Origin of the sequence: Mycobacterium sp. 2YAF39 (assembly GCF_052114565.1) — a bacterium.
Classification (GTDB): domain Bacteria; phylum Actinomycetota; class Actinomycetes; order Mycobacteriales; family Mycobacteriaceae; genus Mycobacterium.
In genome coordinates this window covers 246,557-271,655 of record NZ_JBFREZ010000006.1, presented here as the reverse complement: position 1 = coordinate 271,655, position 25,099 = coordinate 246,557, and the positions used below count along the sequence as shown (strand labels likewise).

The 25,099-nt window shown below is 66.0% G+C and carries 29 protein-coding genes; 15 read left to right on the top strand and 14 right to left on the bottom strand.

What is annotated here, in order from left to right; all coding sequences use genetic code 11:
• Nucleotide 1 precedes the first annotated feature (1 nt).
• From AB4Z42_RS19055 to AB4Z42_RS19025, 7 genes are read left to right on the top strand one after another with little or no spacing between them, the layout of a single operon-like run.
• Nucleotides 2-979: an N-acetylglucosamine kinase gene (locus AB4Z42_RS19055; RefSeq protein WP_442010765.1), complete on the top strand. Its 978-nt coding sequence runs from the start codon at nt 2-4 to the stop codon at nt 977-979.
• A 7-nt stretch (nt 980-986) separates the two neighbouring features.
• Nucleotides 987-1,946: a DMT family transporter gene (locus tag AB4Z42_RS19050; protein WP_442010764.1), complete on the top strand. Its 960-nt coding sequence runs from the start codon at nt 987-989 to the stop codon at nt 1,944-1,946.
• Nucleotides 1,943-3,262: an alpha-galactosidase gene (gene melA, locus AB4Z42_RS19045; RefSeq protein ID WP_442010763.1), complete on the top strand. Its 1,320-nt coding sequence runs from the start codon at nt 1,943-1,945 to the stop codon at nt 3,260-3,262. The genes AB4Z42_RS19050 and melA overlap by 4 nt, the downstream gene beginning before the upstream one ends.
• Nucleotides 3,263-3,273: 11 nt before the next feature.
• Nucleotides 3,274-4,557 carry an ABC transporter substrate-binding protein gene (locus AB4Z42_RS19040; protein ID WP_442010762.1) on the top strand — a complete coding sequence of 428 codons (1,284 nt, stop codon included), beginning with the start codon at nt 3,274-3,276 and terminating at the stop codon, nt 4,555-4,557.
• Between the two features lie 7 nt (nt 4,558-4,564).
• Nucleotides 4,565-5,455: a carbohydrate ABC transporter permease gene (locus tag AB4Z42_RS19035; RefSeq protein WP_442010761.1), complete on the top strand. Its 891-nt coding sequence runs from the start codon at nt 4,565-4,567 to the stop codon at nt 5,453-5,455.
• Nucleotides 5,452-6,360, top strand: coding sequence for a carbohydrate ABC transporter permease (locus tag AB4Z42_RS19030; RefSeq protein ID WP_442010760.1), 909 nt, complete (start codon nt 5,452-5,454; stop codon nt 6,358-6,360). The genes AB4Z42_RS19035 and AB4Z42_RS19030 overlap by 4 nt, the downstream gene beginning before the upstream one ends.
• A gap of 2 nt (nt 6,361-6,362) precedes the next feature.
• Nucleotides 6,363-7,472 carry an ABC transporter ATP-binding protein gene (locus tag AB4Z42_RS19025; protein ID WP_442010759.1) on the top strand — a complete coding sequence of 370 codons (1,110 nt, stop codon included), beginning with the start codon at nt 6,363-6,365 and terminating at the stop codon, nt 7,470-7,472.
• A gap of 7 nt (nt 7,473-7,479) precedes the next feature.
• Here the strand turns inward: AB4Z42_RS19025 and AB4Z42_RS19020 are convergent, their stop codons facing one another.
• The 5 genes from AB4Z42_RS19020 to AB4Z42_RS19000 form a co-directional block, all read right to left on the bottom strand.
• Nucleotides 7,480-8,358, bottom strand: coding sequence for an oxidoreductase (locus AB4Z42_RS19020; RefSeq protein WP_442010758.1), 879 nt, complete (start codon nt 8,356-8,358; stop codon nt 7,480-7,482).
• A gap of 46 nt (nt 8,359-8,404) precedes the next feature.
• The gene (locus tag AB4Z42_RS19015; RefSeq protein WP_442010757.1) at nt 8,405-9,115 is read right to left on the bottom strand and encodes a PadR family transcriptional regulator; all 711 of its coding nucleotides are present in this window, start codon (nt 9,113-9,115) and stop codon (nt 8,405-8,407) included.
• A gap of 92 nt (nt 9,116-9,207) precedes the next feature.
• The gene (locus AB4Z42_RS19010; protein ID WP_442010756.1) at nt 9,208-9,438 is read right to left on the bottom strand and encodes a hypothetical protein; all 231 of its coding nucleotides are present in this window, start codon (nt 9,436-9,438) and stop codon (nt 9,208-9,210) included.
• Between the two features lie 41 nt (nt 9,439-9,479).
• Nucleotides 9,480-10,445: an AraC family transcriptional regulator gene (locus tag AB4Z42_RS19005; protein ID WP_442010755.1), complete on the bottom strand. Its 966-nt coding sequence runs from the start codon at nt 10,443-10,445 to the stop codon at nt 9,480-9,482.
• A gap of 27 nt (nt 10,446-10,472) precedes the next feature.
• On the bottom strand, nt 10,473-11,099 hold the full coding sequence (locus tag AB4Z42_RS19000; RefSeq protein WP_442010754.1) for a TetR/AcrR family transcriptional regulator: 627 nt from the start codon (nt 11,097-11,099) through the stop codon (nt 10,473-10,475).
• 88 nt (nt 11,100-11,187) lie between these two features.
• Here AB4Z42_RS19000 and AB4Z42_RS18995 point away from each other — a divergent pair, with 88 nt between their 5' ends.
• Both AB4Z42_RS18995 and AB4Z42_RS18990 read left to right on the top strand, forming a co-directional pair.
• Nucleotides 11,188-11,847, top strand: coding sequence for a DUF998 domain-containing protein (locus AB4Z42_RS18995; RefSeq protein ID WP_442010753.1), 660 nt, complete (start codon nt 11,188-11,190; stop codon nt 11,845-11,847).
• Between the two features lie 75 nt (nt 11,848-11,922).
• Nucleotides 11,923-12,417, top strand: coding sequence for an anthrone oxygenase family protein (locus tag AB4Z42_RS18990; RefSeq protein WP_442010752.1), 495 nt, complete (start codon nt 11,923-11,925; stop codon nt 12,415-12,417).
• Between the two features lie 6 nt (nt 12,418-12,423).
• Here the strand turns inward: AB4Z42_RS18990 and AB4Z42_RS18985 are convergent, their stop codons facing one another.
• Together AB4Z42_RS18985 and AB4Z42_RS18980 are read right to left on the bottom strand one after the other, a co-directional pair.
• Entirely contained in the window at nt 12,424-13,389 is a 966-nt protein-coding gene (locus tag AB4Z42_RS18985) for a YVTN family beta-propeller repeat protein (protein ID WP_442010751.1), read from the bottom strand.
• Nucleotides 13,390-13,406: 17 nt separating this feature from the next.
• Entirely contained in the window at nt 13,407-14,294 is an 888-nt protein-coding gene (locus tag AB4Z42_RS18980; RefSeq protein ID WP_442010750.1) for an RDD family protein, read from the bottom strand.
• 27 nt (nt 14,295-14,321) lie between these two features.
• Here AB4Z42_RS18980 and AB4Z42_RS18975 point away from each other — a divergent pair, with 27 nt between their 5' ends.
• A complete protein-coding gene (locus AB4Z42_RS18975) occupies nt 14,322-15,314 on the top strand; it encodes a stage II sporulation protein M (RefSeq protein WP_442010749.1) in 993 nt (330 codons plus the stop codon).
• On the opposite strand, the gene AB4Z42_RS18970 is transcribed toward AB4Z42_RS18975, so the two are convergent.
• The 5 genes from AB4Z42_RS18970 to AB4Z42_RS18950 are packed head-to-tail and all read right to left on the bottom strand — an operon-like array spanning nt 15,311 to nt 20,645.
• Nucleotides 15,311-16,633 carry a DUF58 domain-containing protein gene (locus tag AB4Z42_RS18970; RefSeq protein WP_442010748.1) on the bottom strand — a complete coding sequence of 441 codons (1,323 nt, stop codon included), beginning with the start codon at nt 16,631-16,633 and terminating at the stop codon, nt 15,311-15,313. The two genes, AB4Z42_RS18975 and AB4Z42_RS18970, sit on opposite strands and share 4 nt — an antisense overlap.
• On the bottom strand, nt 16,633-17,625 hold the full coding sequence (locus AB4Z42_RS18965; RefSeq protein WP_442010908.1) for an AAA family ATPase: 993 nt from the start codon (nt 17,623-17,625) through the stop codon (nt 16,633-16,635). Before AB4Z42_RS18965 ends, AB4Z42_RS18970 begins: the two co-directional genes overlap by 1 nt.
• Nucleotides 17,619-18,782: a DUF4350 domain-containing protein gene (locus tag AB4Z42_RS18960; protein ID WP_442010747.1), complete on the bottom strand. Its 1,164-nt coding sequence runs from the start codon at nt 18,780-18,782 to the stop codon at nt 17,619-17,621. The genes AB4Z42_RS18965 and AB4Z42_RS18960 overlap by 7 nt, the downstream gene beginning before the upstream one ends.
• Entirely contained in the window at nt 18,779-19,432 is a 654-nt protein-coding gene (locus tag AB4Z42_RS18955) for a DUF4129 domain-containing protein (protein WP_442010746.1), read from the bottom strand. The genes AB4Z42_RS18960 and AB4Z42_RS18955 overlap by 4 nt, the downstream gene beginning before the upstream one ends.
• 1 nt (nt 19,433) lies before the next feature.
• Nucleotides 19,434-20,645 (bottom strand): glycerophosphoryl diester phosphodiesterase membrane domain-containing protein, encoded by a 1,212-nt coding sequence (locus tag AB4Z42_RS18950; RefSeq protein WP_442010745.1) that lies wholly within the window; start codon nt 20,643-20,645, stop codon nt 19,434-19,436.
• 73 nt (nt 20,646-20,718) lie between these two features.
• On the opposite strand from AB4Z42_RS18950, the gene AB4Z42_RS18945 reads away from it, so the two are divergent.
• From AB4Z42_RS18945 to AB4Z42_RS18935, 3 genes are read left to right on the top strand one after another with little or no spacing between them, the layout of a single operon-like run.
• Entirely contained in the window at nt 20,719-21,192 is a 474-nt protein-coding gene (locus AB4Z42_RS18945) for a GatB/YqeY domain-containing protein (protein WP_442010744.1), read from the top strand.
• Between the two features lie 36 nt (nt 21,193-21,228).
• On the top strand, nt 21,229-22,215 hold the full coding sequence (locus AB4Z42_RS18940) for an LLM class F420-dependent oxidoreductase (RefSeq protein ID WP_442010743.1): 987 nt from the start codon (nt 21,229-21,231) through the stop codon (nt 22,213-22,215).
• 10 nt (nt 22,216-22,225) lie between these two features.
• Nucleotides 22,226-22,381: a hypothetical protein gene (locus tag AB4Z42_RS18935; RefSeq protein WP_442010742.1), complete on the top strand. Its 156-nt coding sequence runs from the start codon at nt 22,226-22,228 to the stop codon at nt 22,379-22,381.
• Between the two features lie 3 nt (nt 22,382-22,384).
• Here the strand turns inward: AB4Z42_RS18935 and AB4Z42_RS18930 are convergent, their stop codons facing one another.
• Complete coding sequence (locus tag AB4Z42_RS18930; RefSeq protein WP_442010741.1) at nt 22,385-23,056, bottom strand: phosphodiesterase; 672 nt, start codon at nt 23,054-23,056, stop codon at nt 22,385-22,387.
• Nucleotides 23,057-23,181: 125 nt separating this feature from the next.
• Here AB4Z42_RS18930 and AB4Z42_RS18925 point away from each other — a divergent pair, with 125 nt between their 5' ends.
• Both AB4Z42_RS18925 and AB4Z42_RS18920 read left to right on the top strand, forming a co-directional pair.
• Nucleotides 23,182-23,877, top strand: a complete 696-nt coding sequence (locus tag AB4Z42_RS18925; RefSeq protein WP_442010740.1) for a HemK2/MTQ2 family protein methyltransferase — start codon at nt 23,182-23,184, stop codon at nt 23,875-23,877.
• Between the two features lie 53 nt (nt 23,878-23,930).
• Nucleotides 23,931-24,098 carry a CDGSH iron-sulfur domain-containing protein gene (locus AB4Z42_RS18920; protein WP_442010907.1) on the top strand — a complete coding sequence of 56 codons (168 nt, stop codon included), beginning with the start codon at nt 23,931-23,933 and terminating at the stop codon, nt 24,096-24,098.
• Here the strand turns inward: AB4Z42_RS18920 and AB4Z42_RS18915 are convergent.
• The gene (locus AB4Z42_RS18915; protein ID WP_442010739.1) at nt 24,078-25,097 is read right to left on the bottom strand and encodes an iron-containing redox enzyme family protein; all 1,020 of its coding nucleotides are present in this window, start codon (nt 25,095-25,097) and stop codon (nt 24,078-24,080) included. The genes AB4Z42_RS18920 and AB4Z42_RS18915 overlap by 21 nt on opposite strands.
• Between the last annotated feature and the right edge of the window lie 2 nt (nt 25,098-25,099).

Here is a 25,099-nt window from a genome sequence, read left to right as displayed (position 1 = left end):
GATGGCCCGCTATCTCGGGGTCGACGGCGGCGGTTCGAAGACGGCGTTGGCGCTCATCGATGACGCCGGGCATGTCGTCGCGCGCGCGACCGCACCGACCTCCTACTACTTCAACGACGGCTTCGACATCGTCGAAAAGTCTCTCGCGCAGGGCGTTACGGATATCTGTACGCAGGCGGGCATCACTCCCGCAGACATCGATGCAGCGTTCTTCGGGCTACCCGGCTACGGCGAGGCGAGCGGTGACATCGAGCAACTCGATGCCGTGCCATCCGGCGTGCTCGGCCATGACCGGTACAGCTGTGACAACGATATGGTCTGCGGCTGGGCCGGTTCACTCGCCGGCGAGGACGGCATCAACGTCATCAGCGGAACCGGGTCGATGACCTACGGCGAACGCCAAGGCGTCGGCTACCGCGTCGGCGGCTGGGGTGAGCTCTTCGGCGACGAGGGATCGGCGTATTGGATTGGTGCACAGGGGCTCAACGCCTTCTCGCGCATGAGCGACGGCAGGCTGCCGCACGGCCCGCTGCATCACATGCTGAGGGAGCGCTTGGATGTCGGCGGTGACCTTGACGTCGTCAGCCTGGTGATCGACACATGGAAGGGCAGCCGCAGCCAGATCGCCGCGCTCGCCACCACGGTCACCGAGGCCGCGGACGCGGGCGACGAGGTCTCCAAGCGCATCCTGTCCGCAGCGGTCGACGAACTCGTCACGCTCATCGAAACGACCCGCACGCTCGTCAAGTTCACCGACCAGGAAACCGTGCCGGTGTCCTACTCGGGTGGAATGTTCAAGCACGAGGGCTATCTAGATCTGTTCGTCACCGCGTTGCAGGGCGCTCAAGCCACGTATGACCTGCAGCGTCCGAAGCTCGACCCGGCGGTGGGCGCCGCGCTATACGCCGCCAAGCACAGTGGGCATCCGTTGAGTTCGGACGCCGTGCAACAACTTTCCGAAAGCGATTCTTCGAGGTGAAGTCATCATGACCACGACACCGACCACAACGCGGACCCGTAGCTGGATCTTCTACGCCGCCCTGCTCATCCTGTTCTGGGGTGTCTGGGGTGCGTTCTCCGCCCTGCCCGCTACGAAGTACGAATATCCCGACGAGATGATCTACAGCATCTGGGCGCTCACCATGCTCATTCCCGCCGCGTTCATCCTGCGTGGTCAGAAGTGGGATCGCCGCCCGGCTGCAACGATTTACGGCCTGCTGATCGGGCTCACCGGCGCAGGCGGCCAGCTGATCCTGTTCCAGGCACTGACGATGGGTCCGGCCTACCTCATCTTCCCGATCATCTCGATATCCCCCGCGATCACCGTCCTGATGGCAATGGTGCTGCTGCGCGAACGGCTCAAGCCTCTGGCGATCGTCGGCCTCGTCTTCGCGCTGGCGGCCATCGTGTTGTTCACCATCACCGGCGGCGAAGCCGAAGAGTCGAAGGGTCCGTGGCTACTGCTGGCGATCCTGATCTGCATCGCGTGGGGCGTGCAGGCCTACTTCATGCGCAAGACCGCGACCATCGGCGTGAACGAAGCCACCACATTCGGATGGATGACCATCAGCGGGCTGCTCCTCATCCCCGTCGCGCTGATCATGGTCGGCGGCCTTCCGACCGACTTCCCTTGGCAGGCACCCGCATTGACGGCCGTCACGCAGGTGCTCAACGCGGTCGGCGCGCTGTTCCTGGTGATGGCCCTCGCCCGAGGAAAGGCCTCGATCGTCGCGCCGACGACGAATGCGCTGGCGCCTGCGCTCACCGTGATCATCTCGCTGATCGCCTACCAGACCCTGCCAACGCCCTACGGCGCGATCGGCATCGTGCTCGCGCTCGTCGGGTCGACGCTGATGGTCTACAGCGACGAGAAGCGCGGCGAGGATCTCACCGAGGCCGTCGTCGCAGGCACACCCACATCGACGGAACGCAAGGCGGTGCAGTGAAACCCACTGTCGTCATCGTCGGCGCGGGCAGCGTCGAATTCACCCGTGAACTGCTCGGCGACATCCTGTCGTTCCCCGAGCTCAGCTCGACGCGGGTGGTGCTGCACGACATCGACGCCGAGCGACTGGAGACGGCGGAGGCGATCGCCCGAGCCACCGCCAGCGCGGCCGGTGCCGACCCCGAGATCGTCGCGGTAGCCGACCGTCGCCGCGCACTCGACGGCGCCGACTACGTCATCAACGTCATCCAGGTCGGAATGCACGAAGCGACGGTGCGCGACTTCGAGATACCCGCGCGCTACGGACTGAACCAGACCATCGGCGACACCATCGGTATCGGCGGAATCTTCCGCGGCCTGCGGACCTTCCCTGTCCTCGCCGGCATCGCCCGCGACATGGCCGAGGTGTGCCCCGACGCCTGGCTGCTGAACTACACGAACCCGATGGCCATGAACATCTCGTACCTTCACGCGGTCGCCCCGAAGCTGAAGGTGCTCGGCCTATGTCACTCCGTGTACTGGACGATGGTCGGCCTCTGCGAGCTCATCAACGTGCCCTACGACGACCTCTCCTACTGGTCGGCAGGTGTGAACCACCAAGCCTGGGTGCTGCGGTGGGAACGCGGCGGGGAGAACCTCTACCCGCTGCTCGACGAGCGCATCGCCGCCGACCCGGAACTGCGCAGACGCGTCCGGGTCGACATGTACCGGCGGCTGGGCTACTACCCGACCGAGACCAGCGAGCACAGCAGCGAATACGTCGGCTGGTACCTGCATGACCCCGCCGAGATCGAGCGGCTACGGATCAACGTCGGCGAGTACGTGTCGATCAGCGAAGCCAACCTGGCCGAGTACCAAAGAGTACGAACGGAATTGGCGGACGCACACGAACTTCCGATCGACACCGGCTCCACGGAGTACGCACCGCAGGTGATCCACTCGCTGGAGACCGGAACACCACGCGTCATTTCGGCCAACGTGAACAACGACGGACTGATCACCAACCTGCCCAACGGGGTCGCCGTCGAGGTGCCTACGTTGCTGGACTCGCTCGGCGCACATCCCATGAAGGTCGGGGACCTCCCGCCGCAGTGCGCGGCACTCAACCGCGGATTCCTGGGCCCGGTGGACCTCACGGTGCGTGCCGCGGTCGAGGAAGACCCGCGCCTGGTGCGCGCGGCGGCCATGGTCGACCCGAACACGGCCGCGACGCTCACCGTCGATCAGATCTGGGACCTGTGCGACGAACTGACGACCGCGCACGGTGACCTGCTCCCGTCGTCACTGCGCACCCGCGCCCGAGATATCGCCAACTGAGGAGTGTCACCGTGATTCGACGTAGGTTGTGCATCGCACTGATCGCCGTCCTTGCACTCGTACTCGCCGCATGCGGTGGCGGGGGCGGCGACGAGGCATCCGGCCCAGTCGAGATCACGGTGTGGCACGGTTACCAGGACACCGAAGGCGAGGCCTTCAAGGGCCTGGTCGCCCAGTACAACAAGGACCATCCGGACGTCAAGGTCTCTGAGTTGTATTCGTCCAACGACCTTGTACTGCAAAAGGTTTTGACAGCGGTGCGGGGTAACAGTGCGCCGGATGTGGCCTACATGTTCGGGTCGTGGGCGCCGAACATCGCCAAGATCTCCTCGCTCGTCGACATGACCGACGAGGTGGCGAAGCCCGACTGGAAGTGGGACGACTTCTACGAGGCCGAGCGCAAAGCCGCGACCGTCGGCGACACGGTCGTCGGCGTACCCGCACTGGTGGACAACCTCGCCATCGTCTACAACAAGAAGCTGTTCGCCGACGCGGGTGTCGAGCCGCCGAGCCCGAACTGGACGTGGGACGACTTCCGCGCGGCGGCGAAGAAGCTGACCGACCCCGCGAAGGGGCAGTACGGAACGCTCATTCCCGCCGACGGCAGCGAAGACACTGTGTGGCACTGGCTTCCGATGTTGTGGGAGGCGGGTGGCAGCATCCTGAATTCCGATAACACAAAGGCCGATTTCAACTCCGATGCCGGCGTCCGGTCGCTGACGACGCTGCAGCAGATGGCCGTCGAGGACAAGTCGCTCTACCTCGACACCACCAACGAGAACGGGCCGAAGCTGATGAACAGCAGCAAAGTCGCGATGTTGATAACCGGTCCGTGGGATCTCAGCCAGCTCTCCGACATCGAGTACGGCGTGCAGGTGATGCCCACCTATCCCGCTTCCAGCGGCGGACATCAGACCATCGCGGGCCCCGACAACTGGGTGATGTTCGACAACGGCGACAGGCGCAAGCAGGCCGCCATCGACTTCGTGAAGTGGCTGACGGCGCCCGAGCAGGTCAAGAGGTTCTCTCTGGAGACCGGTGATCTTCCTATCCGCATGTCGGTCGGCGACGACAGAACGGTGCTCGACGAGCTCAACAAGAACGTGCCGGGCACCGCGGATTTCGTGGAGAACCTGAAGAACGTCCACACGGTGCGGCCTCAGGTCGAGCAGTATCCAGCGATCTCCGAAGCGCTCGGCCAGGCGATCGTGTCTGTCATGCTCGGCAAGGAGCAGCCCGCGGATGCGCTGAACTCCGCAGCCCAGGCCGCTGACGCAAAGCTGGCCGAGAAGTAGGGAGTCGATGCCTGCACTTCTTCGGCGGCTGAGCCGCACAGACTCCGTGTCGGGATGGGCGTTGGTGAGCCCGGCGGCCATCCTGATCGGCATCTTCGGCCTGCTGCCGGTGCTCATGTCGCTGCAGTTGTCGTTCCAGAAGTCCGACCTGCTCAGCGACGAGACGCCATGGGTCGGCTTCGACAACTACAAGAAGCTGGCCGAGGATCCGGTCTTCCTCGAGTCGGTCAAGCACACCATCGTCTACACCGCGTTGTTCGTCCCGGGCACGATGCTGATCGGTTTATTCATCGCCGCTGCGCTGAACCGCTCGGTGCGTTTCATCTCGGTGTACCGGACGGCCGCCTACATCACCATGGCGGTGTCGACGATCTCGCAGGGCATCATCTTCCTGTGGCTGACCGACCGCGACTATGGTCTGATCAACGCGGCGTTGAATGCCGTGGGTGCACCGTCGCAGCCATTCCTGGCGTCGCCGTCGCAGGCGCTCTACGTGATCGTGGCGATGACCATCTGGGGCTGGACCGGTTTCTCGGTCATCGTGTATCTGGCTGCGTTGCAGGGTGTTCCGCCGGAGCTGCATGAAGCGGCAGCGATTGACGGGGCGTCGGCGTTCACCCGGTTCCGCACGATCACGGTGCCGTTGCTCGGGCCCGCGAACCTGTTCATGGTCGTCTGGCTGACCATCAATGCGCTGCAGCTGTTCGACGAGGTCTACGTCACGACGCGGGGCGGACCGTTGCGCGCCACCACCGTCATCGTGTACTACCTGTGGGACCGCGCGTTCGTGCAGTTCGACGCGGGGTATGCCGCGGCGATGGCGTACGCGTTGTTCGTCGTCATCCTGGTGGTCACCGCCGTCCAGTTCCGCCTCGCGCGTAGGCAGGTGCAGACATGACCGATACCGTCACGCCTGCGCCTCTCCGTCCCGCGCCGCTCGAGGACGCACCCGGTGGGCGCCGCCGGCTGCGGTTGCCCTTCAGCCCATGGCATCTCGTGCTCATCCCCATCACGTTCATCTTGATCTTCCCGCTGCTGTGGATTCTCGTCACATCGCTTGAGACGGAGGGTGAGGCGAACACCTTCCCGCCGGTGTTGTTCCCCGAATCGTTGCAGTGGGGCAACTACTCCGAGGCGTGGGCGGCAGCGCCGTTCGGGAGCTTCTTCATCAACAGCACGTTGGTGACGCTGGTGGTGTTGGTCAGCAATCTGATCGTGTGCAGCCTCGCCGGCTACGCGTTCGCGCGGGTCCGATTCCTCGGCCGCGGAGCGCTTTTCGTCACGTTGATGGCGACGCTTATGGTGCCGTTCCAGGTCACGATGATCCCGGTGTTCCTGATCGTCAAGTGGTTCGGCGACAACGTCTGGGACGGGCTGGGCATCGATCACATCGGCGCGCTGATGCTGCCGAACCTCGCGACGGCGTTCGGCATCTTCTTCCTGCGGCAGTTCTTCATGACCGTCCCCGTCGAACTCGAAGAGGCGGCCAGGGTCGACGGCACGTCGCGGATCGGGGTGCTATTCAAGATCATCCTGCCGCTGTCGCTGCCAGCGCTCTCGACGCTGGCCGCGCTCACCGTCCTGACGTCGTGGAACGACTTCCTGTGGCCGTTGATCGTGATCACGACGCAGGATCAGATGACGATCCCGTTGGGGCTCAGCTACTTCCAGGGTGCGCACCGCGTCAAATGGCCGTTGCTGATGGCGGCCAACGTGATGAGCCTGTTGCCGATGCTGCTCGTGTTCATCGGAGCGCAGCGATACTTCGTTCAATCGGTCGCAAGTACCGGGCTGAAAGGCTGAGCATGGCAGAAGTTGAGTTCCGCGACGTTACACGCCATTACCCGGGCGGCGTGGCCGCCCTCAAGGGTTTCGACCTGACAGTGTCGGACGGGGAGTTCCTGATTCTCGTCGGGCCGTCGGGGTGCGGGAAGAGCACGGCACTGCGACTGCTCGCGGGGCTCGACAAGCCGACCTCGGGCGAGATCAGAATCGGCGGCACCGTCGTCAACAACCTTGCGCCCGGCGGACGCGACATCGCGATGGTGTTCCAGAACTATGCGCTCTATCCGCACATGTCCGTCTTCCGCAACCTGGCTTACGGTCTACGGCAACGTAAGACGCCACGCGACGAGGTCCAGCGACGGGTACGCGAGACAGCCAAGCTCCTCGAGATCGATCAGCTGCTCGATCGCAAACCCGGTCAGTTGTCCGGCGGGCAGCGCCAGCGCGTCGCGATGGGTCGGGCCCTCGTCCGTCAGCCGCAGGCGTTCCTGCTCGACGAACCGCTGTCGAACCTCGACGCGAAACTGCGGAATCAGGTGCGCGGCGATTTGAAGCGGCTGCACCGTGAACTTCCGGTCACCTCGATCTATGTCACCCACGACCAGGTCGAGGCGATGACCCTGGGCGACCGGCTCTGTGTGATGTCGGGCGGCGAGGTGCAACAGATCGGCACCACCGACGACATCTACAACCGGCCGGCCAACACGTTCGTTGCGGCGTTCATGGGCAGTCCACCGATGAACCTGATTCCTGGCGCCGTCCGATCCGGGGTGTTGCACGTCGGAGGCTCAACCGTGACGGCGGTCTCCACGCCGGACGGTCCGGTGACGGTCGGGGTCCGGCCCGAGCATCTGCGGCTGCACGACCGCCACTCCGCCGGAATGCTGCCTGCGCGCGTCGACTTCGTGGAGCCGCTCGGCAGCCACGTCTTGGTCAACACGCTGGTCGATGTGCACGACGATGCAGGTGCGTGCGGGCCGGCACAGGCGCGGGTGATCGTTCAGGCGCCTGCGGGCACCGATTACGCCACCGGCACCCGAATCGGTCTCGAGGCGCCGCCGGAGCGAACGTACTTCTTCGACGGCGAGACCGGCGATGTCCGGCGTGACCGCGAGCGCATATCCCTCTGACGCGCTGTCAGGTGGCGGCGTCGAGCTGTCGTTTGGTGTCCTCGTCGAGTTCGATGTCGGCGACCGCCGTGTTCTCCTCGAGGTGCGCAACCGATGATGTACCGGGGATCAACAGCACGTTGGGCGCGACGGACAGCGTCCACGCGAGCGCAATTTGCGCAGGCGTGCGACCGAGTTTGGCCGCCTCGCTCTTGACGGCCGGATGGCCGAGCACGGGGTTGTCGGCTGCGAACGCCGAACCGAGCGGGAAGAACGGCACAAATGAAATCCCGCGCTCGGTGCAGGCCTCGAGTACCGTTTGCGACGTCCGGTCGGCGAGGTTGTACGCGTTCTGGACGGTCACGATCTCGGTGCGGCCCAACGCGATTCGCAGATGCTCGGGCACGATGCTGCTCAATCCGATGCCGCCGATCAGCCCCTCGTCGCGAGCCTTGATCATCGCGGTGAGCTGGCGATCGAACAGGTCCGTGTTGACCTGCGCCGGGGAGTTGGGGTCGGTGGCCTCGTCGTGGACACGGAGGTTGACCGCCGCAATGCGGTCGGTTCCCAGCGTCGTCAGGTTCTCCTCGATGGCGGCGCGCAGCTCGTCGGGCTCCTGTGCAGGCAGCCACGCCCCGGTGTCGTCGCGCTTGGCGCCGACCTTGCTCACCAACGCGAGATCGGCGGGGTAGGGGTGCAGCGCTTCACGGATCAGTTGGTTGGCCACATTTGGCCCGTAGAACTGCGAGGTGTCGATGTGGTTGATGCCCAACTCGATTGCGCGCCGAAGCACGGCGAGCGCCTCGTCGTGGTCGCGGGGCGGTCCGAAGACACCCGGACCGGGAAGCTGCATGGCGCCGTAGCCGACGCGCCCGACATTGAAAGAGCCCAGCGGGAAGGTTTGCATACACAATCCGTACACGCTTCCCGCCGGGCTTATTCCGGATGGTCGACTATTCGGCTTCGCCAAGGATGCCGTAGATCTCCCGACGCGCGTTGTTGACGATGTCGACGACGCGCTGCTGCTGCTCAGGTGAGGCGGCGTGCGCGGACTGCGCAACGGCTCCCATCAGCTGGCCAACGGCACTGCGCAGGCTGACGGCACCGGGGTCGGCGCCTTCGGTGATCTCGTCCCACGGAGCCGTCTCGATCTTCTCGGCGGTGGCACGGCCGTCGTCGGTGAGCTCGAAGAGCTTCTTGCTGCCCTCGGACTCGGTGGATACGAGCAGGCCCTCGTCGACCAGCAGTTGCAGCGTCGGGTACACCGAGCCGGGGCTCGGCTTCCACAGCTGCTGACTGCGTTCGTTGATCTCCTGGATCATCTCGTAGCCGTGCATCGGCCGATCGGTGAGCAGCTTGAGGATCGCGGCACGCACGTCGCCGCGCCTGCCGCGTCCGCCACGGGGGCCGCCGCGCCGGCCGCCACGGCCAAAGCCGGGTCCGAACCCGAATCCGGGGCCGCCGAAGCCGCCGCCGGGGCCGAAGCCGGGACCGAAGCCCGCGTCGCCGCGGTGGTCGCGGACGTGGTCGCGGAAATCGCGACGTGCTTGCCGACGCTGTTCATGCAGCGCACGGCGGTTTTCGGGAGTGAATCCGGGGCCGAAGCCGAAACCGAATCCGCGGCCCTCGAAGGGGCCCTGCGGGGGTGTGAATGGGGTGTTCATAGTTAATGTCCTTCATTTCGACAGGAAGCACGCTGTGCGCTTCCGATACGTTGACGATATATCGGAAACTATCGCGATGCAACGTCCAAATTTCAGCGGACGGCCGTGACGTCGACGGCCAAGTACTCGCCGATGGTGCGTGCGGCGGACCAATTGCCCGCGTGGACGGCCTTTTCGAGATCATCGGCCAGCGGACTGTCGGCGCCCAGTTCGGCCAGCCAGGCGGACACCGTCGTCGCGATCGCGTCCGCAGGCACTTCGACCGTGAGCCCAGGACCCAGGCGTCGGGTGACCCGGTAGATCGGCGAGCTCGGGCGCTGCATACCCGTGATTCGGAGGCGACGGGTCGCCGGATGGGCAATGACTACAGCGCAGAAGAACCCAACTCGTCGGTCGAAGGCGCCGCGTTGCCGCGGTGAGTGTTCGGGCTGACCCCGTACGCCCGCTTGAACGCGCTGCTCAATGCGAACGGTGTGCTGTACCCGACCTGGCGCGCGACCGCACCGATGGTCGCCTGACTCGAACGCAACAGGTCGGCGGCCAATGCCAGCCGCCAGCTCGTCAGGAACGCGATCGGCGGCTCACCGACCAGATCGGTGAATCTGCGCGCGAACACTGTCCGCGAACAGCCAACGGCTGCAGCCAAATTCGCCACCGTCCACGGATGCGCAGGATTGTTGTAGATCAGCTTCAGCGCCGGACCGACGACCGCGTCCTGCTCGGCATCCCACCACGTCGGCGCGTTGCCGTCGCGGCCGAACCACACTCGCAGCACCGCGATCAGCAGCACGTCGAGCATGCGATCCAGGTACGCCTCCTGGCCCGTGCCTTCGCAGCCCGCTTCGCGCGCCAGCAGGTCCACCAGGGGTGTGTCCCACTCGTCAGCCCGGACGACCAGCACCGCGGGCAGCACGTCGAGAAGCCGGGCGCTCACCTCGCTGCGTCCCTGGTAGGCGCAGATCACCGATCGGGTCGCCCCCGAAAGGCTGTTGCCCCAGGTCCGTACTCCGAGCGACATCTCGAACTTCAGCGTCTCGCCCGACAGCGTCGTACAACGGTTACCCGGGTGGATCACGGCCATCGGCGCCGTCGACGGGTCGTCGGCGAAGACGTAGTGCTCGGTGCCGCGCGCCAACGCGACATCGCCGGGATGCAGCCAGAGGGTTCCGGCGCTCTCGCCGACGATCGCCGCGCTTCCGTGCGTCTGGCAGATCAATGTGAGCGGCGCATCGTCGCGAATGCTCAACGACCACGGTGGATCCATCATCATCCGCAAGACGAAGGCGCTTCGTGCTCGCACACCGTCGAGCAGGCCGACCACGGCGTCCACCGCTTGAGCCTAACGCCCTGCAGAGGCCTACCGGGGGCGGTAGCCGGCGAGGAACAAGTCGACGGCGGCCCGGACGTGCCGGTGTACGTCCATCGCCGCGAGAACCTGAGGCCCGCCGCGGAACAATGCCTCGTCAATACAACGCCCCACGAGGAGGAAGGCGAAATGCTCTGCGGCAATGGAGGGTTCAGGGACCGTCAGGAGACCCTTGGCGTGAAGCCGGCTCATGCAATCGGCGAACGCACTGAGCGTCCGCGCCGGTGCCTGCTCGTAGTACAGCGTCGCCAGCGCGGGCACCCGGTTGGCTTCGCCCACCACGAGTCGGCGCAACTGCACGACGGGCTCTGCGAGCACCGCCCGGAGGTAGTCCCCGCCCAGCTCGATGAGGTCTGCTTCCAGATCGTCGGTCTCGGCCAGTGTCGCAATCCGATCGAGAAACGGCGTCACCGTGCTGTCCAACGCCTCGTTCACGATCGCCAGCAGCAGTTCCTGCTTATCGCCGAAGTGTTTGTAGACCGTCTGCTTGGACACCTCGGCAGACGCGGCGATCTGGTCGACGCTGGTGCCCTGATAGCCGTTGGCGAGGAAAAGTGACTGACCCGCCGACAGGATGGTCGCGCGCTTACGGGCCGAACGGTTGAGCACCTCGGTCATGTGGCCTCCCCATTTCAGTACTGGACAGTCTAGTTCCGACCGCTTAGAGTACTGGACAGTCTAGTTTGATTCTAGTGGGAGAAACGCCATGACCACGACTGATTGTCCGCCATTGCCGACGCGGATCACCAAATCGCTGCTCGGCTATGGCGTCATCGCGGGCCCGATCTACGTCGTCGTCGCGGCGGCACAGGCGTTCACCCGCGACGGATACGACCCCACGAAGCACGCCGTCAGCCAACTGACGAACGGTGACCTGGGCTGGATCCAGATTGCCAACTTCCTGCTCACGGGCGCGATGACGATCGCGGCGGCGGTTGGTGTGCGACGCGCTCTTGGGCCGGGTCGGTTGTCCGCGTGGGCGTCCGCGCTGCTCGCCGCGTACGGGCTCGGTGTGTTCTGCGCGGGGATCTTCCGTGCGGATCCGTCGGACGGCTTCCCTCCGGGCACCCCGCCCGGGATGGGCGTCCTCAGTTGGCACGGGCTGGCCCACTTCACGGTCGCAGGACTCGGATTTCTCTGTCTGGTGGCGGCGTGCCTGGTGATGGGCTCATGGTTCGGGCGCCGGAATGAGGCAGCCTGGGCGTGGTACTCGCGTATCACGGGCCTCGTGTTCTTGGCGAGCTTCGTCGCGTTGTCCTCCGGATCGGGCGGAGCCGCAGCGATTTTGGTGTTCACGGCGGCGGTCGTCGCGGTCTGGGCGTGGTTGGCCGCGGTGTCGGTCAAGCTCTATCGGTCCGTCGATTAGGCGGCAGACGCGCGCGTATGAGGTCGGGACGCACAACGATGGCCCGTCCGCACCGTCGCCGGTTGACTTCGAGACATGAATTTCAGCCCCTTCGTGGTTCTCAGCTCACTCGCCGCGCTGGCCGCGGCCGCCGCAGGCGGAATGATGTACGTCTTCTCGACATTCGTGATGCGCGGTCTGGACCGCACCGGCCCCGTCGAGGCGATCACGGCGATGCGTGGCATCAATGTGGTGGCCAACTCGAATCCGCCCTTCCTGCTGGCGTATTTCGGTGCGACGATCCTGGCGCTGGTCGTCGGCGTCATGGCCGTGATCCAGATCGGCCGCCCGGGCAGCGGATGGATCCTCGCGGGCGCGGTCTTGGGAGTCCTCGCGGCGATCATCACGATGGCGTTCAACGTGCCACTCAACAACCACCTCGACACCGTGGACCCGAGCGGAGTGTCGGTCGTCGCCGCGGCCCGGGAGTGGCAGGCGTACCTGTCCACATGGACGGCGTGGAACCACGTCCGCGCCGCCGCCAGCATCGTCGGTGCCGCCTTGATGCTCGTAGGGCTGCGATACCGCTGAGGCGCACTACCGTTCGATCACCGAGACTGAGTTCTCCTTGAAGTTCACGACCCAGGCGGTATGGGTGGTCGGGTCCGCGGCGACGGTCTGCGGCCCATCGCCGACATCGACGGTGTCGGTGACTTTCCTGGACTGCGAATCGATCACCGACACCGTGCCACTGCCGTTGTTCGTGACGAAGACAGTGTGCGCATCGGAGTCGACCGTCGCCGCGGTGGGGCGGTCACCCACGGTGATCGTCTCCACGACAGCACGCTTGTCGAGATCGACGACCGACACCGAATCGTCATCCGCGTTGGGCACGAAGGCCCTTCGCGACGGCGGATCGATCGCGGCATCGCCCGGACCCTTGCCGACGGCGATGGTGTCGACGACCGCGGACTTGCCGGGGTCCACGACCGATATCGATGCCTCTCCCCGGTTGGCCACGTAGAGCAGGTGACTGTCGGGGTCGACGCCCATCTTGTCCGGAGAATCGCCGACCTTGATCGTTGCGGTGGTCTTACGGGTCTTGGCGTCGATCACCGAAACCGAATCATCTTGGGAGTTGGCGACATAGACGGTCTGAGTGTCCGAATCCACCTCGATTCCGTCCGGCCCGTTGCCGACCGCGATCGTGCCGGTGATGGCACCCGAGGCGATGTTCACGACCGACACGGTGTTGCCGCTGGTGACGTATGCGGTCTGAGTACTCGGATCGACGGCGACGAATGCGGGCGCCTTGCCGACCTTGATGGTCGCGGTCCTGGCGGCGGAGTCCAGGACGTACAGCGAGTCGTCACCGGTGCTGGTCACGTAGGCCTTTTTGGTCGTCGGATCCGATGCGACATCGGGCAGCGGTCCTGCGCCGATACGCAACGTCGTGGTGACTCTGGGTGCTCCGAATGGACCCTCGCCGGATTCACTTGCGCACGCCGTCAACCCGAAACCGAGCACCGCGACGGCGAATCCGACGCCGAAGACTCTGGACAAGCCTCCCCCTGGAGTTACTAGCTCGGCGGTGCGAATCCGCCGGGATCGGGTGATGCCGGTGGAATATGCTGTGGCGGAATCTGTTGCAGCGGTGCCTGGTACCCGCCATTGGGTGGCTGGGCCGCCTGCCACTGGGGCGGGGGCGCGAAAGCGGCGGGCTGCAAGCGAATCAGTTCTCTGCGATGACGTTCGGCCAGCACCGCGGCCAGCACCAGTTGCGGTGGTGCGCCACCAGGTGGCGGCGGAGATATCTGGGCGACGACGTCGGCGGTGATCCGGTACGCCATCTGGTCACGCATCTGGGGATCCAATTGTGATGCGCGGGAGAGGAATTGGCGCGCCAGCTCCGCCTGCTCGGGCCGCAGCCCGGATAGCTGCAGGCTAGACGCCCACCATGCGAGCTGCGGTGGCATGGGGGGCGGCGGCGACATCCGTGGCGCGCGTTCGCTGATGACCAGGGTCCCGGCGAAGACGTCGCCGATGCGCTTACCCTTCGAGGACGCCAGGCTGCAGATCACGGCGGGACCGCCCGTGAACATCCAGATTTCAATCACGCCGGCCAGCGAACGAAACAGCGCCTGACGAAAGCGTTCCGGGCCGCCGTCGTCGGAGACGACCCGCAAACCCAACGCCATCTTGCCCAGCGAGCGGCCACGAGTGCTGGCCTCGAAGGCGGCTGGATACCCGACGATCGTCAGGACGGTGAAGATGATCAGAATCGCACCAGAGAGGGCCGGGTCGAGCTGCGTGAGCGTGGCCGCCCACAGGACCACACCGATGATGTAGGCGATCATCACCACCGTGACGTCGATGATCGCCGACAGTGCGCGGACCGGCAGCTGGGCGATCTGAACGTCCAGGACCACCGCGTCGCCGGTCACCACTGGTTCTTGCTGGCTGACCATCCCGCCAACGCTACTAGGATTCCTGGGGTGGATGTCGACGCGTTCGTGGTGGCGCATCGTCCGACGTGGGAGCGGCTGGAGCAGCTGCTCAAACGGCGTCGCAAGCTCACGGGCGACGAGGTCGACGAACTCGTCGATCTTTACCAGCGGGTGTCGACCCACCTGTCGATGGTGCGCAGCGCGTCGAGCGACGCGATCCTCGTCGGGCGTCTTTCCGGTCTGGTGGCGCGGGCACGCTCGGTGGTGACTGGCGCGCATTCACCGCTGTGGAGCGAGTTCATCAGGTTCTGGACGGTGTCGTTTCCGGTGGTCGCGTATCGCGCGTGGCGGTGGTGGCTCGGGACGGCGATCGTGTTTCTCTTCGTCACCGTGCTGATCGCGTTGTGGGTGTCGGGCAACCAAGAGGTGCAGTCGGCCATCAAGACACCAAGCGAGATCGAGCAATTGGTGAACCACGATTTCGCGGAGTATTACAGCGAGAATCCCGCCGGATCGTTCGGGTTGCAGGTGTGGGTCAACAACTCCTGGATCGCCGCCCAGTGCATCGCGATGGCCATCCTCGGCGGCATCCCGATCCCGTACATCCTCTTCCAGAACGCCCTCAATGTAGGTGTCATCGCCGGATTCATGTTCGACGCGGATCAAGGCGGCGTCTTCCTCGGACTGCTCGTACCGCACGGGCTCATCGAACTTTCGGCGGTTTTTCTCGCCGCGGCCGTCGGTATGCGGGTCGGCTGGTCGGTGGTGTCGCCGGGTCACCGGCCGCGTGGACAGGTATTGGCAGAGCAGGGCCGCGCGGTGGTCGCGGTCGCGGCGGGTCTGGTCGTCGTGTTACTGGTGGCCGGGCTGATCGAATCGCTCGTGACGCCGTCGCCGCTACCGACGTTCGCCCGTATCGCCATCGGCGTGGCCGCCGAGGCCGCCTTCCTCGCGTACGTGATCTATTTCGGCCGCAGGGGCGTGGCTGCCGGGGAGACCGGCGATGTCAGCGATGCGCCGGATGTGGTGCCGACCCGCTAGAGCCGCCCGGTGGCCTTCATCGCGAGATAGTGATCCGCCAGTTCGGGAGCCAGTTCCTCTGGAGGCGCATCGACGACGTCGACCCCTGCCGCCCGCAACCGGGACGCCATCGAGCGCCTGTCGTTGCGCGCACGTTCGGCCGCCGCTGCGTCGTAGACCTCGGCGGCGTCCGAGCGGCCGGCCGCAAGGGTCTGAACGCGAGGATCGGCGACGGCGGCGAGCAGCACCTGATGTTTGGCGGACAGCTGAGGCAGGACCGCCATCAGTCCTTCGTCGAGGGCGGATGCGTTCAGGTCGGTGAGCAGCACCACCAGTGCGCGGCGGCGAACGCGACGCTGCACCGCGGCGACCATCGCCCTGGCATCGGACTCGATCAATGCCGGTTCCAGCGGCGCCATTGCGTCGACAAGTTGTGCGAGAAGTTCGGTGCGAGAGGCGTTGAAGAGCCCTGCCCGGGTGACCCGGTCGTGGGCGAGGAAGTCGACGTGATCGCCCGCCCGCGATGCGAGCGCCGCCAGCAGCAGTGCCGCGTCCATGGACCAGTCCAGCCGCGGCCAGCCACTGGGGTCGTTCGCGGTGGGGTCGACGCCGACGCGGCCCGCCGACGTACGTCCGGTGTCCAGGACGATCACCACTCGGCGGTCCCGTTCGGGCCGCCACGTCCGCACCACGACGTCCGATCGCCGGGCGGTGGCACGCCAGTCGATCGAGCGCACATCGTCGCCGACGACGTATTCGCGCAACGAGTCGAACTCAGTGCCCTGACCACGGATCAGAACTGGCGTATTGCCTTCCAGCTCACGGAGTCTGGCCAGCCTCGACGGGAGGTGCTTGCGGGACAGAAACGGCGGAAGGATCCGGATCTGCCATGGCACCAGGTGTGAGCTCTGCCTGCCCGCGAGCCCGAGCGGCCCGACCGAGCGCGCCGTCACCAAGGCCGACTTCTGGTCACCTCGTCGCACCGGCCGCAGCCGGGTGACGAGCTGAACCTGTTGTCCAGGAGCGATATTCACGTCGTGCATCCGCGGCTCGGCTCGCGCGCTCGGCGACCACGCATCGCGGACCAGACCCTTGAGTCGCCGTTGCCCCGAATTCTGCACCGCCAGGACCGCATCGACGGGCTGTCCCAGCCTGGCCGCGGTGTCACCGGAGCGCGCGAAGACCAGCCGACGGGCGCTCGCGGCCAGGGCCACGTCGAGCGCCACCGCGGCGGCGAGCGCACCGGCCAGAATCGCGAACGCGATCGCCGGCCAGGGCGAAAACGCCACCGGCAGTACGCAGATGAGTGCGATCAGGCCGGCGCGGCCGGTGAGGATCACTAGCGCGGAACTGGCACGGCCGCGAGAATGCCGTCCAGCACGCCGTCCGGATTGGCGCCTTCGAGTTCTGCCTCGGGCCGTAGCTGGATCCGGTGCCGCAACGTCGGCCGCGCCATGGCCTTGACGTCGTCGGGGGTGACGTAGTTGCGCCCCGAGAGCCACGCCCAGGATCTGGCCGTGGCCAGCAGTGCGGTCGACCCGCGCGGCGACACCCCGAGCTGCAGTGACGGGGAATGCCTTGTGGCGCCTGCGATGTCGACGATATATCCGAGCACCTCGTCGGCGACGAGTACCTGTTGCACGGCGGCGCGTGCTGCGGCCAACTCTGCAGGCCCCGCGACGGGCCGCACCGCGGACAGGTCCCGCGGGTCGAAGCCACGCGCATGCCGGTCGAGGACCATGATCTCCTGGTCCCGCGGCGGGAGGGGAACGTTGAGCTTGAGCAGGAACCGGTCGAGCTGTGCTTCCGGTAGCTGGTAGGTGCCTTCGTACTCGATCGGGTTCTGTGTCGCTGCGACGATGAACGGGTCGGGCAGCTTGCGCGGTTCGCCTTCGACGCTGACCTGTCGTTCCTCCATGGCCTCCAGCAGCGCGGCCTGCGTCTTGGGCGGGGTCCGGTTGATCTCATCGGCCAGAAGGAGATTGGTGAAGATCGGGCCGGAGCGGAACTCGAATTCGGCGGTACGCGCGTCGTATACGAGCGAACCGGTGACATCGCCCGGCATCAGGTCGGGGGTGAATTGAACCCGCTTGAACTCGAGTTGCAGCGCGGCCGCGAGGGTACGCACCAGCAGGGTCTTGGCGACGCCAGGCACTCCTTCCAGCAGCACATGGCCGCGGCACAGCAGCGCGATCACCAGTCCGCTGACCACAGCGTCCTGACCCACGACCGCCTTGCCGATTTCGGTGCGCAGCGACAACAGCGCTTGTCGCGCCGAATCTGCCGGTGCCGGGGCGCCGGTGGGCTGAGGTGTGCGTGGCTGAGTCACGATTGTGCGACCTGCCTTTCGATGTTGTCGAGTTCACGGGCGAGGTTGACCAAGTCGTCGTCGCTGTGCGGCGGCGGGCCGAACAGCGTGTGCGCCAACATCTGCGGATGGGTTCCGCACCGTTGTGCCACCGCGGCGACGATCGCGGGCGGCTCAGCGTTGTTGGAAAGGCCGAGCCGGGGCAGCATGCGCTGCAGTGTGGCGGTGCGCAGCGCATCCGCCGCGCGGTCACGGGCGCGTCGGGATCGGTACAGCCTGCCGCGGCCCTCGACGGTCTCCGATGCGCGCACCACGACGGGCATTCGTTCTGCGACAAGTGGACCCAGCCGCCTGCCCTTCCACAACGCAACGAGCGCGACCGCAAGACACAACTGCAAGACGATCCACTGCACCGCAGGGGGAATCAAGTCGGCGACGTCGACGCCGGCATCGGATTCGCCGCCTTCGCGCTGCTGCGGCGCGTACCAGATCACCCGCGGATTGGTACCGGCCAGGTTCATGGCGAGGGCGGCGTTGCCTGCCGTCAACAGTTCGCCGTTGGTCATGAAGTCACCGCTGCCGACGACCGTGACAGTGCGGCCGTCGTCTGAGTAGCGGACAAGCGCTCCGCCGTAGCAGCTGGTGATCGGGAAATCGCCAGTCGACTCGAACTTGTCGCTCACGCCGAATTGAACCTCGCCGGCCCGCGTGGCTTCCCGCAGGTCGCAGTCCGGCGAGGAACCGCCGAAGGAAAGTGACCCGGCGCCCTCGACGCGCGGGGCCAGCGCCTCACGGGTGCTCGATGTCGGCGATACCAGGAGGCGGTCACCGGGTAGGTCGCTCAGTCGCTGCAGCACATCGGTGTCGAGCAGCTGGAATGTCTGCAGCACAACGATGAGTGTGCCTGGCCGCGCGGCACGTTCGACCGTTCCGATGTCCGGCGCCTCGACGACATCGACGCCGCCCTCGCGCAGCAGGGTGACCAGTGCGTGTGCACCATCGCTGGAGGTGGACGTCGGATCCATCGGGCCGCCGGGCCGAGGTGCGGTCAGATAGGTGGTCAGTGTGGCGATTCCGATGATGACGATCAGCGCCACCAGCACCCATCTCGCCGCGCTCCATCGCTGCTTCAGCGTGGGCCCGACCGCCGAAGGGGGTTGTGCCGTCAGCGTGTTCGTCACCGCAACTCCGCCCAGTCGGCAGGCGCGGCCGCGACAGCGGCGGCGTCGCCCAAGGCCTGGGTGTGGAATCTCAGGTGATCGTCCAGGTCGGCGATCATCCGGTAGGCGGGTTCCGTTCCCGGCACATCACCGTAGGTGACGTCGTTGAAAGAGCCTGCAGCCCGGGTCAATTCGGTAGCGAGCGAAGGTAAGGCCTTACCCGCATCGCGCGCGAGCTCGGTGGCGGTCCTGCCCGGGATGGCGTCCAGCACCCCAGCGTCCTCCAGTTCGCGGGCGACGGCTCGCAACCGGTGGCGGATCGCCGCCGCCCAATTACCCGCGGCAGCTTGCTGTTCGGCGGTGGCCCGGTGCTCGGCGGCGCTGAGTTCGTGTTCGCCGAACAGCGCATAGCCGCTGCCCCGGTTGGTCCGCATGGTGCGCCGTGCGATCCGAATCGCGACGACGATCGCGATCACGAGAAGTATCAACAGAATCGAAAGGGTGAACCAGCCGCCGGGGAGCTTGGAGCCGGCACTGGCGAGCCGGTAGAACAGTTCGTTGAGCCACTCGATGAGGCGTTCGGTCAGGGACGGCCTGGGGTAGATCGGTTTTTGCAGTTCGCGTTGCGCGGCTTCGTGAGCGGCATCGCTGTCGATGTCTATCGTCGGCACGTCAGGCTTGGCGGGTCAGCCACAGATGGTCAGTGGAATCGGATGGTGACGCCGCACCGTATGCGGCGCCGGTCTGCAGTACGAGGTCGAACGCCTCGGCGCGAATCCGCCTGTCGGTGTAGAGCAGCACGATGACGCCTGCAACGAACGGGGCGGTGATGATCTGGGCGATGACGCCGCCCACGGACAACAGAACGAATGCCAGCAGCGTCGTCGCGGTGGAGGACCCCGTCATCAGCAGCAGCTGGCCGCCGAAGCTGAACGGGATCGTGACCGCACCCGCGATGAACTGCACCGCGATCGTGGCGAGAAGCCGGATACCGAACACCCGCCAGAAATCGTTCTTCACCAACCGGTACGACCGCTCGATCGCGGCGAAGACGCTGAGGCGTTCGAGCACGATCAGCGGGGGCGCGAAGCCCAATATCACCCACAGGTAGACCAGTGCGGCCACCAGCACCATGCCCAGCGGGATGCCGACGACCACCGCGGCCACGGCGTTGGCCGCGGTCCCGACCACGAAGATCAGGCCGACGACGACAACGACCAGCACCGCCGCGCCCAAGGCTTCCAGAAGCGCCAGGCCGATCAGCGCCCAGAATCGTCCTTTGAGTCGTTGCCACGCCTCACCGATGGAGATACCGGCGCCGAAGACGGCACGGCCGACGACGACCGTCAGCATCCCGCTCAGCAGGATCGCGGTGAACCAGGTCGCCGCGCCTCCGGCGAGGCTCGACAACGACGAGCCGAGCAGGATGCCGGTCGGCACTTCCTCACCGGAGAACGACCCTGCCAGTTGGCCCGTGGCGGCGAGCGGTCCCACCGAGAGCGCGAGCGCCACGAGCTGGGTGGCGATGACGACGATGGTGGTGAAGCCCAGCGTCGCTTTCGGGTTGGCGCGGATGTAGGCGACGGCGCCGTTGAAGATGTCGGTCAGCGTCAGGGGACGCAGCGGGATGACGCCTGGCTTCAGCACGGGCGGCATCAATGCGGCACCGTATCCGTATCCCGGCGGCGGAGGTCCGTAACCCGGCGGCGGGTAACCGGGTGGCGGATAACCCGGAGGCGGTGCGTAGCCGGGCGGGGTGCCGTATCCCGGTGGCGGCGCATAGCCCGGTGAAGGGCCGTATCCCGGTGGGGCACCGTAACCCGGCGGTGGATAGCCCGGCGTCAGCTGCCCGGCCATACCGGGTTGGCCGGCGTCGGTGCTCATGGCCACCATCCTGTCGATCACTCTGCGAATTGACAAACATCTCCAAGCAACCGGCGCAGCGTAGGTTTGCGGCATGCCCGAAAAGCCAGAACTCAAGGAGCGGCTGCGCGCTGACCTCACCGCGGCGATGAAATCGCAGGACAAGCTGCGGACCGCGACGCTGCGGATGCTGCTCGCCGCGATCCAGACCGAGGAAGTGTCGGGCAAGGGGCCGCGTGAGCTGTCCGATGCCGACGTGATCAAGGTGCTGTCCAAAGAAGCCAAGAAGCGCGCGGAGTCGGCGGACATCTACACGCAGAACGGCCGTGGTGAGCTCGCGGCCAACGAGCACGCCGAGGCGCGCGTCATCGACGAATACCTGCCGACTCCGCTCAGCGAGGGCGAAGTGGCCGACGTCGTCGACACCGCCATCGCCCAGGTGGCCGAGGAGATCGGGGAGCGCCCCGGCATGAAACAGATGGGCCAGGTGATGAAGGCCGCCACTGCGATCGCCGCAGGTAAGGCAGATGGCTCCCGGCTCTCTGCGGCGGTCAGGGCCAGGTTGTAGCCGTTTCGGCCTCCGGCACCCGGGTACCCGGGAGCCATGACGCGTTTCGGCTACACCCTCATGACCGAACAGAGCGGACCTAAAGACCTTGTCCGTTATGCCGTTTCGGCCGAACGTGTCGGTTTCGACTTCGAAGTTTCGTCCGATCACTACTTTCCCTGGCTGTCATCACAAGGGCACGCGCCTTATGCGTGGTCGGTGCTCGGTGCGGTCGCGCACGCGACGGAGCAGGTCGAGCTGCTCACGTACGTCACCTGCCCGACGATGCGCTACCACCCTGCCGTCGTCGCACAGAAGGCCGCCACCACTCAGATCCTCGCCGACGGCCGGTTCACTCTCGGGCTGGGCAGTGGCGAGAACCTCAACGAACACGTCGTCGGCAAGAGCTGGCCGACGGTGGCCCGGCGACAGGAGATGTTGCGCGAGGCCATCCAGATCATCCGCGAGTTGTTCACCGGCGAGCTGGTCGACTGGAAGGGCGAGTACTTCGAAGTCGACTCGGCCCGGCTGTGGGACATTCCGGAGACGCCGGTCGGCATCGCCACCGCGGTCTCCGGGGAGCGTTCGGTGGAGATGTTCGCGCCGCTGTCCGATCACCTGATCGCGGTCGAACCGAACAAGGATTTCGTCGACGCATGGCATGACGCCAGGCGCGCGACCGGGTTGCCCGGCGAGGTGCGGGTCATCGGCCAGATCCCGATCTGCTGGGATCCGGACCGCGATGCGGCGATCCGTCGCGCGCACGACCAATTTCGTTGGTTCGGCGGCGGGTGGTCGGTGAACGCCGACCTGCCCACGACAGCAGGCTTCGACGGTGCCACCCAGTTCGTCCGGCCCGAGGATGTCGCCGAATCCATTCCGTGCGGCCCGGATCTCGATGCCATCGTGGATGCGGTGCGCGAGTACTGGGAAGCGGGATTCACCGATATCGCCCTCGTGCAGATCGGGGATGACGGTCAGGATCGGTTCCTCAAGGAAGCGGCCGGATCACTGTTGGAGAAGCTGAGAAGCGAATCAAACTGAAAGGCGAAATATGCCGAAGGGCAAGGGAATCTACGACGACGAGCGCGACGACGAGTCGAAGCAGGGCGGGCGTCCCGGCCCGACCGACGAGGGCGGTGAGGGAGGAATGGCGACGCGCGAGCAGGCGCCGGACGTCGCTGATACCAGGGGAGAGCCGACCGCCTGACGATTACTGCGCGTTGCGTCCCTCGCGGCTGCGTCGATACGCGGCACGCCGGAAGTCGGCGAGCCAGCGGGGCAACGGCTGAACGTCGCAGTCACGGTGCAGTGTGGGATCGAAGGCGATGTCGTCCTGGCTCGGGTCGACGTGGCGAAGGGTCAGCCGGGCCAGCGGCTTGAACTCGCCTCTGCCTGCAGCCTGCTCGATGTCGAATTCGATTCCGTGGGAGTTGATTTCGGATTCGATCGTGTCCAGCGCCAAATCGTGATTGTCGATGTCGGAGACGAGTCGGGCACGCAACCACCACACGCGGTCGCGGTAGCGCAGCGGCATGAGGCTGGAGAACGTGGCGCCGGACCACGAGGTGACCGGCGCGAGAACGAAGCGGCTATGTCCGAACGTCGATGCCAGGAGCACGTCCCATGGACCGCATGACCGCAGATCCTGCGGTGGTGGGATGCGAAACGCCAACCCCGCGACATCGGGCCGCCCGCCGGGAACACCGACCCCTTTCGACACCCGCGCGATGACGTCGCACGACCTCATCGGCAACCCGTCGCTGTCCAGCGCCGTCCGCTCCAGGACCCCCTCGGCGAGCACGCCGACCGGATGGAAGAGGCGACGGCCGCGAACCGCGGCGCCGACCCTGATGGGCAACGCTGTGACGTCAGAGAACTGCACGCGTGTGGTGTGCCCAAATGATTGCTCCGCAAACCTGCTCGGGGCGGTTTAGCGGCCCAGATACCGGGCATTAATTCACGGCACTGCTGCAGCGTCGCAGCGAACACCTATTGAAAGGGCAATGTGTGACAACCGCTTACACCGATGCGCCGGATGGATTGATCGCGTCGGCGGGCGTCTACGCCCCACAGGAAGACTCCCGATTCCTCATCGATGTGATGGAGAAGACCGGGTTGGCGCCCGGACGTCGGGTAGCGGACTTGTGTACCGGTAGCGGAGTGGTGGCGATTGCCGCAGGCGAGCAGAAAGCCGCGCAGGTCACGGCCTTCGACGTATGTCCGCGAGCCGTCCGGTGCGCGCGGATGAACGCCCTCGGCGCCGGCGTCGACATCGACATCCACCTGGGCTCATGGGCGCGCGCGACGGAGTTCGGCCCTTACGACCTGGTTGTCTGCAATCCGCCGTACGTCCCGAACAATCCCGACATCGCCTTTACGCCGGTCGCAGCCGACGTCGGGCCTGCGCGCGCCTGGGACGCCGGCGAGGACGGCCGACTCATCCTGGACCCGCTGTGCGCGGCGGTGCCGGACCTCCTGGCTCCCGGCGGTACCTTCCTGCTCGTGCAATCCGAGTTCGCGGTGCCGCGGAAGACCCTTGCCGCGCTGGCCGAAGCCGGGCTGGACGCGGAAGTGGTTGCATACCAGTGGATTCCGTTCGGCCCGGTACTGGAATCGCGGGCGGGATGGCTGGAGGACACCGGCAGGCTGGAATCCGGCAGGCGAGAGGAAGAGCTCGTCGTGATCAGGGCGGAAATGCCGTGACCGAACCCCAGACCGATATCCGCACGGTGCGCATCGTGCCGTCAGGGCCGTTGATGGTGCAGGGCCCGGTGCGCATCGAGATGCCCGACGGAACCGTCGTGGAATCCGACCGATTCATGGTCGCGATCTGCACGTGCCGCCGCAGCAAGGACTATCCGATGTGCGACACCAGCCACCGGTGCCGCCCGCGCACCAAGTCGTCAGCGCGGCCGTCGTCGTAGCGACGAGCGACCCGCTTCCCAGCACTCCATCAGATGGTCGGCGAGGCGGTCTTCGATGTGGTCCCGGGCCCTGATCCCGAACACCACGTCGGCCTCCAAATGGGGTTCACGCGCGATGAGATCGCCCACCACGTCGGTGCGCACCACCTGTTCGTGAACCGCGTCGGCCACGACGTGTTCGGCGTAGAACGTCACACACGCTTGCGGTGCGCCCATCCGCTCGAGCGCGTCGACCAGCCGTCGGGAACCGGGTGGAGACGTGATCTCGGTGGACGCGAAGTGACCGATCGCCGCACCACGTAGTTCCCGGTGCAGCCCGAACAGCGACATCAGGTTGATCGACGCCAGCGCGCCTGCCGGGACATCGTCGAGGTAGGCCAGATAAGACGCATCGAGCCCCGCGGCGTCCATCAACTCGGCATACAGGTGCTGGTGAACGCGATCACTGCGGCCCGCGCCGTACTCGTCGAACTCGATCGCGACGAAGGCCGCCTTCGCGGGTCCGCTGAGGCGCGGGATCGCCCACGCGTGGGGGTCGCCCTCCTTGAGGTGATACACCGAGCGGTGCACGAAGTACTCCTGCATCTGCTCCCAGGTGCCGTGGTCACGCAGGTAGTAGGAGGGGCCGGAGCCGTCGGCCGGCTCTCTGGACAGTGCATCCATCTCCGCGGCCGCGCGGTCATCGGGCGTGATGTCACCGACGTCGCGCCGAACCGCGTCCAGGAAGACTTCCTCCAGACGCCCACGCAAGAGCAGCAACCCCGGATTCCATTCCCAGCGTGGATTGACCGAGCGAAATCCGCGGTAGTGCAGCTCGTAACAGACGCAGAGCGCGAGTTGTAGATCGAGTCCGTACGGGTCCGCTTCGTAGATGGGAACGTCGATCGATCGCATCTGCAGAGCGGGGCGCCGATTGGCAAGGATGTCCAGGATCGTCGCCGATACGGGTCCGGCAGGACGAGGCAGGGCAGGTTCGACCAGAGTCGATGGCAAAGTCACCG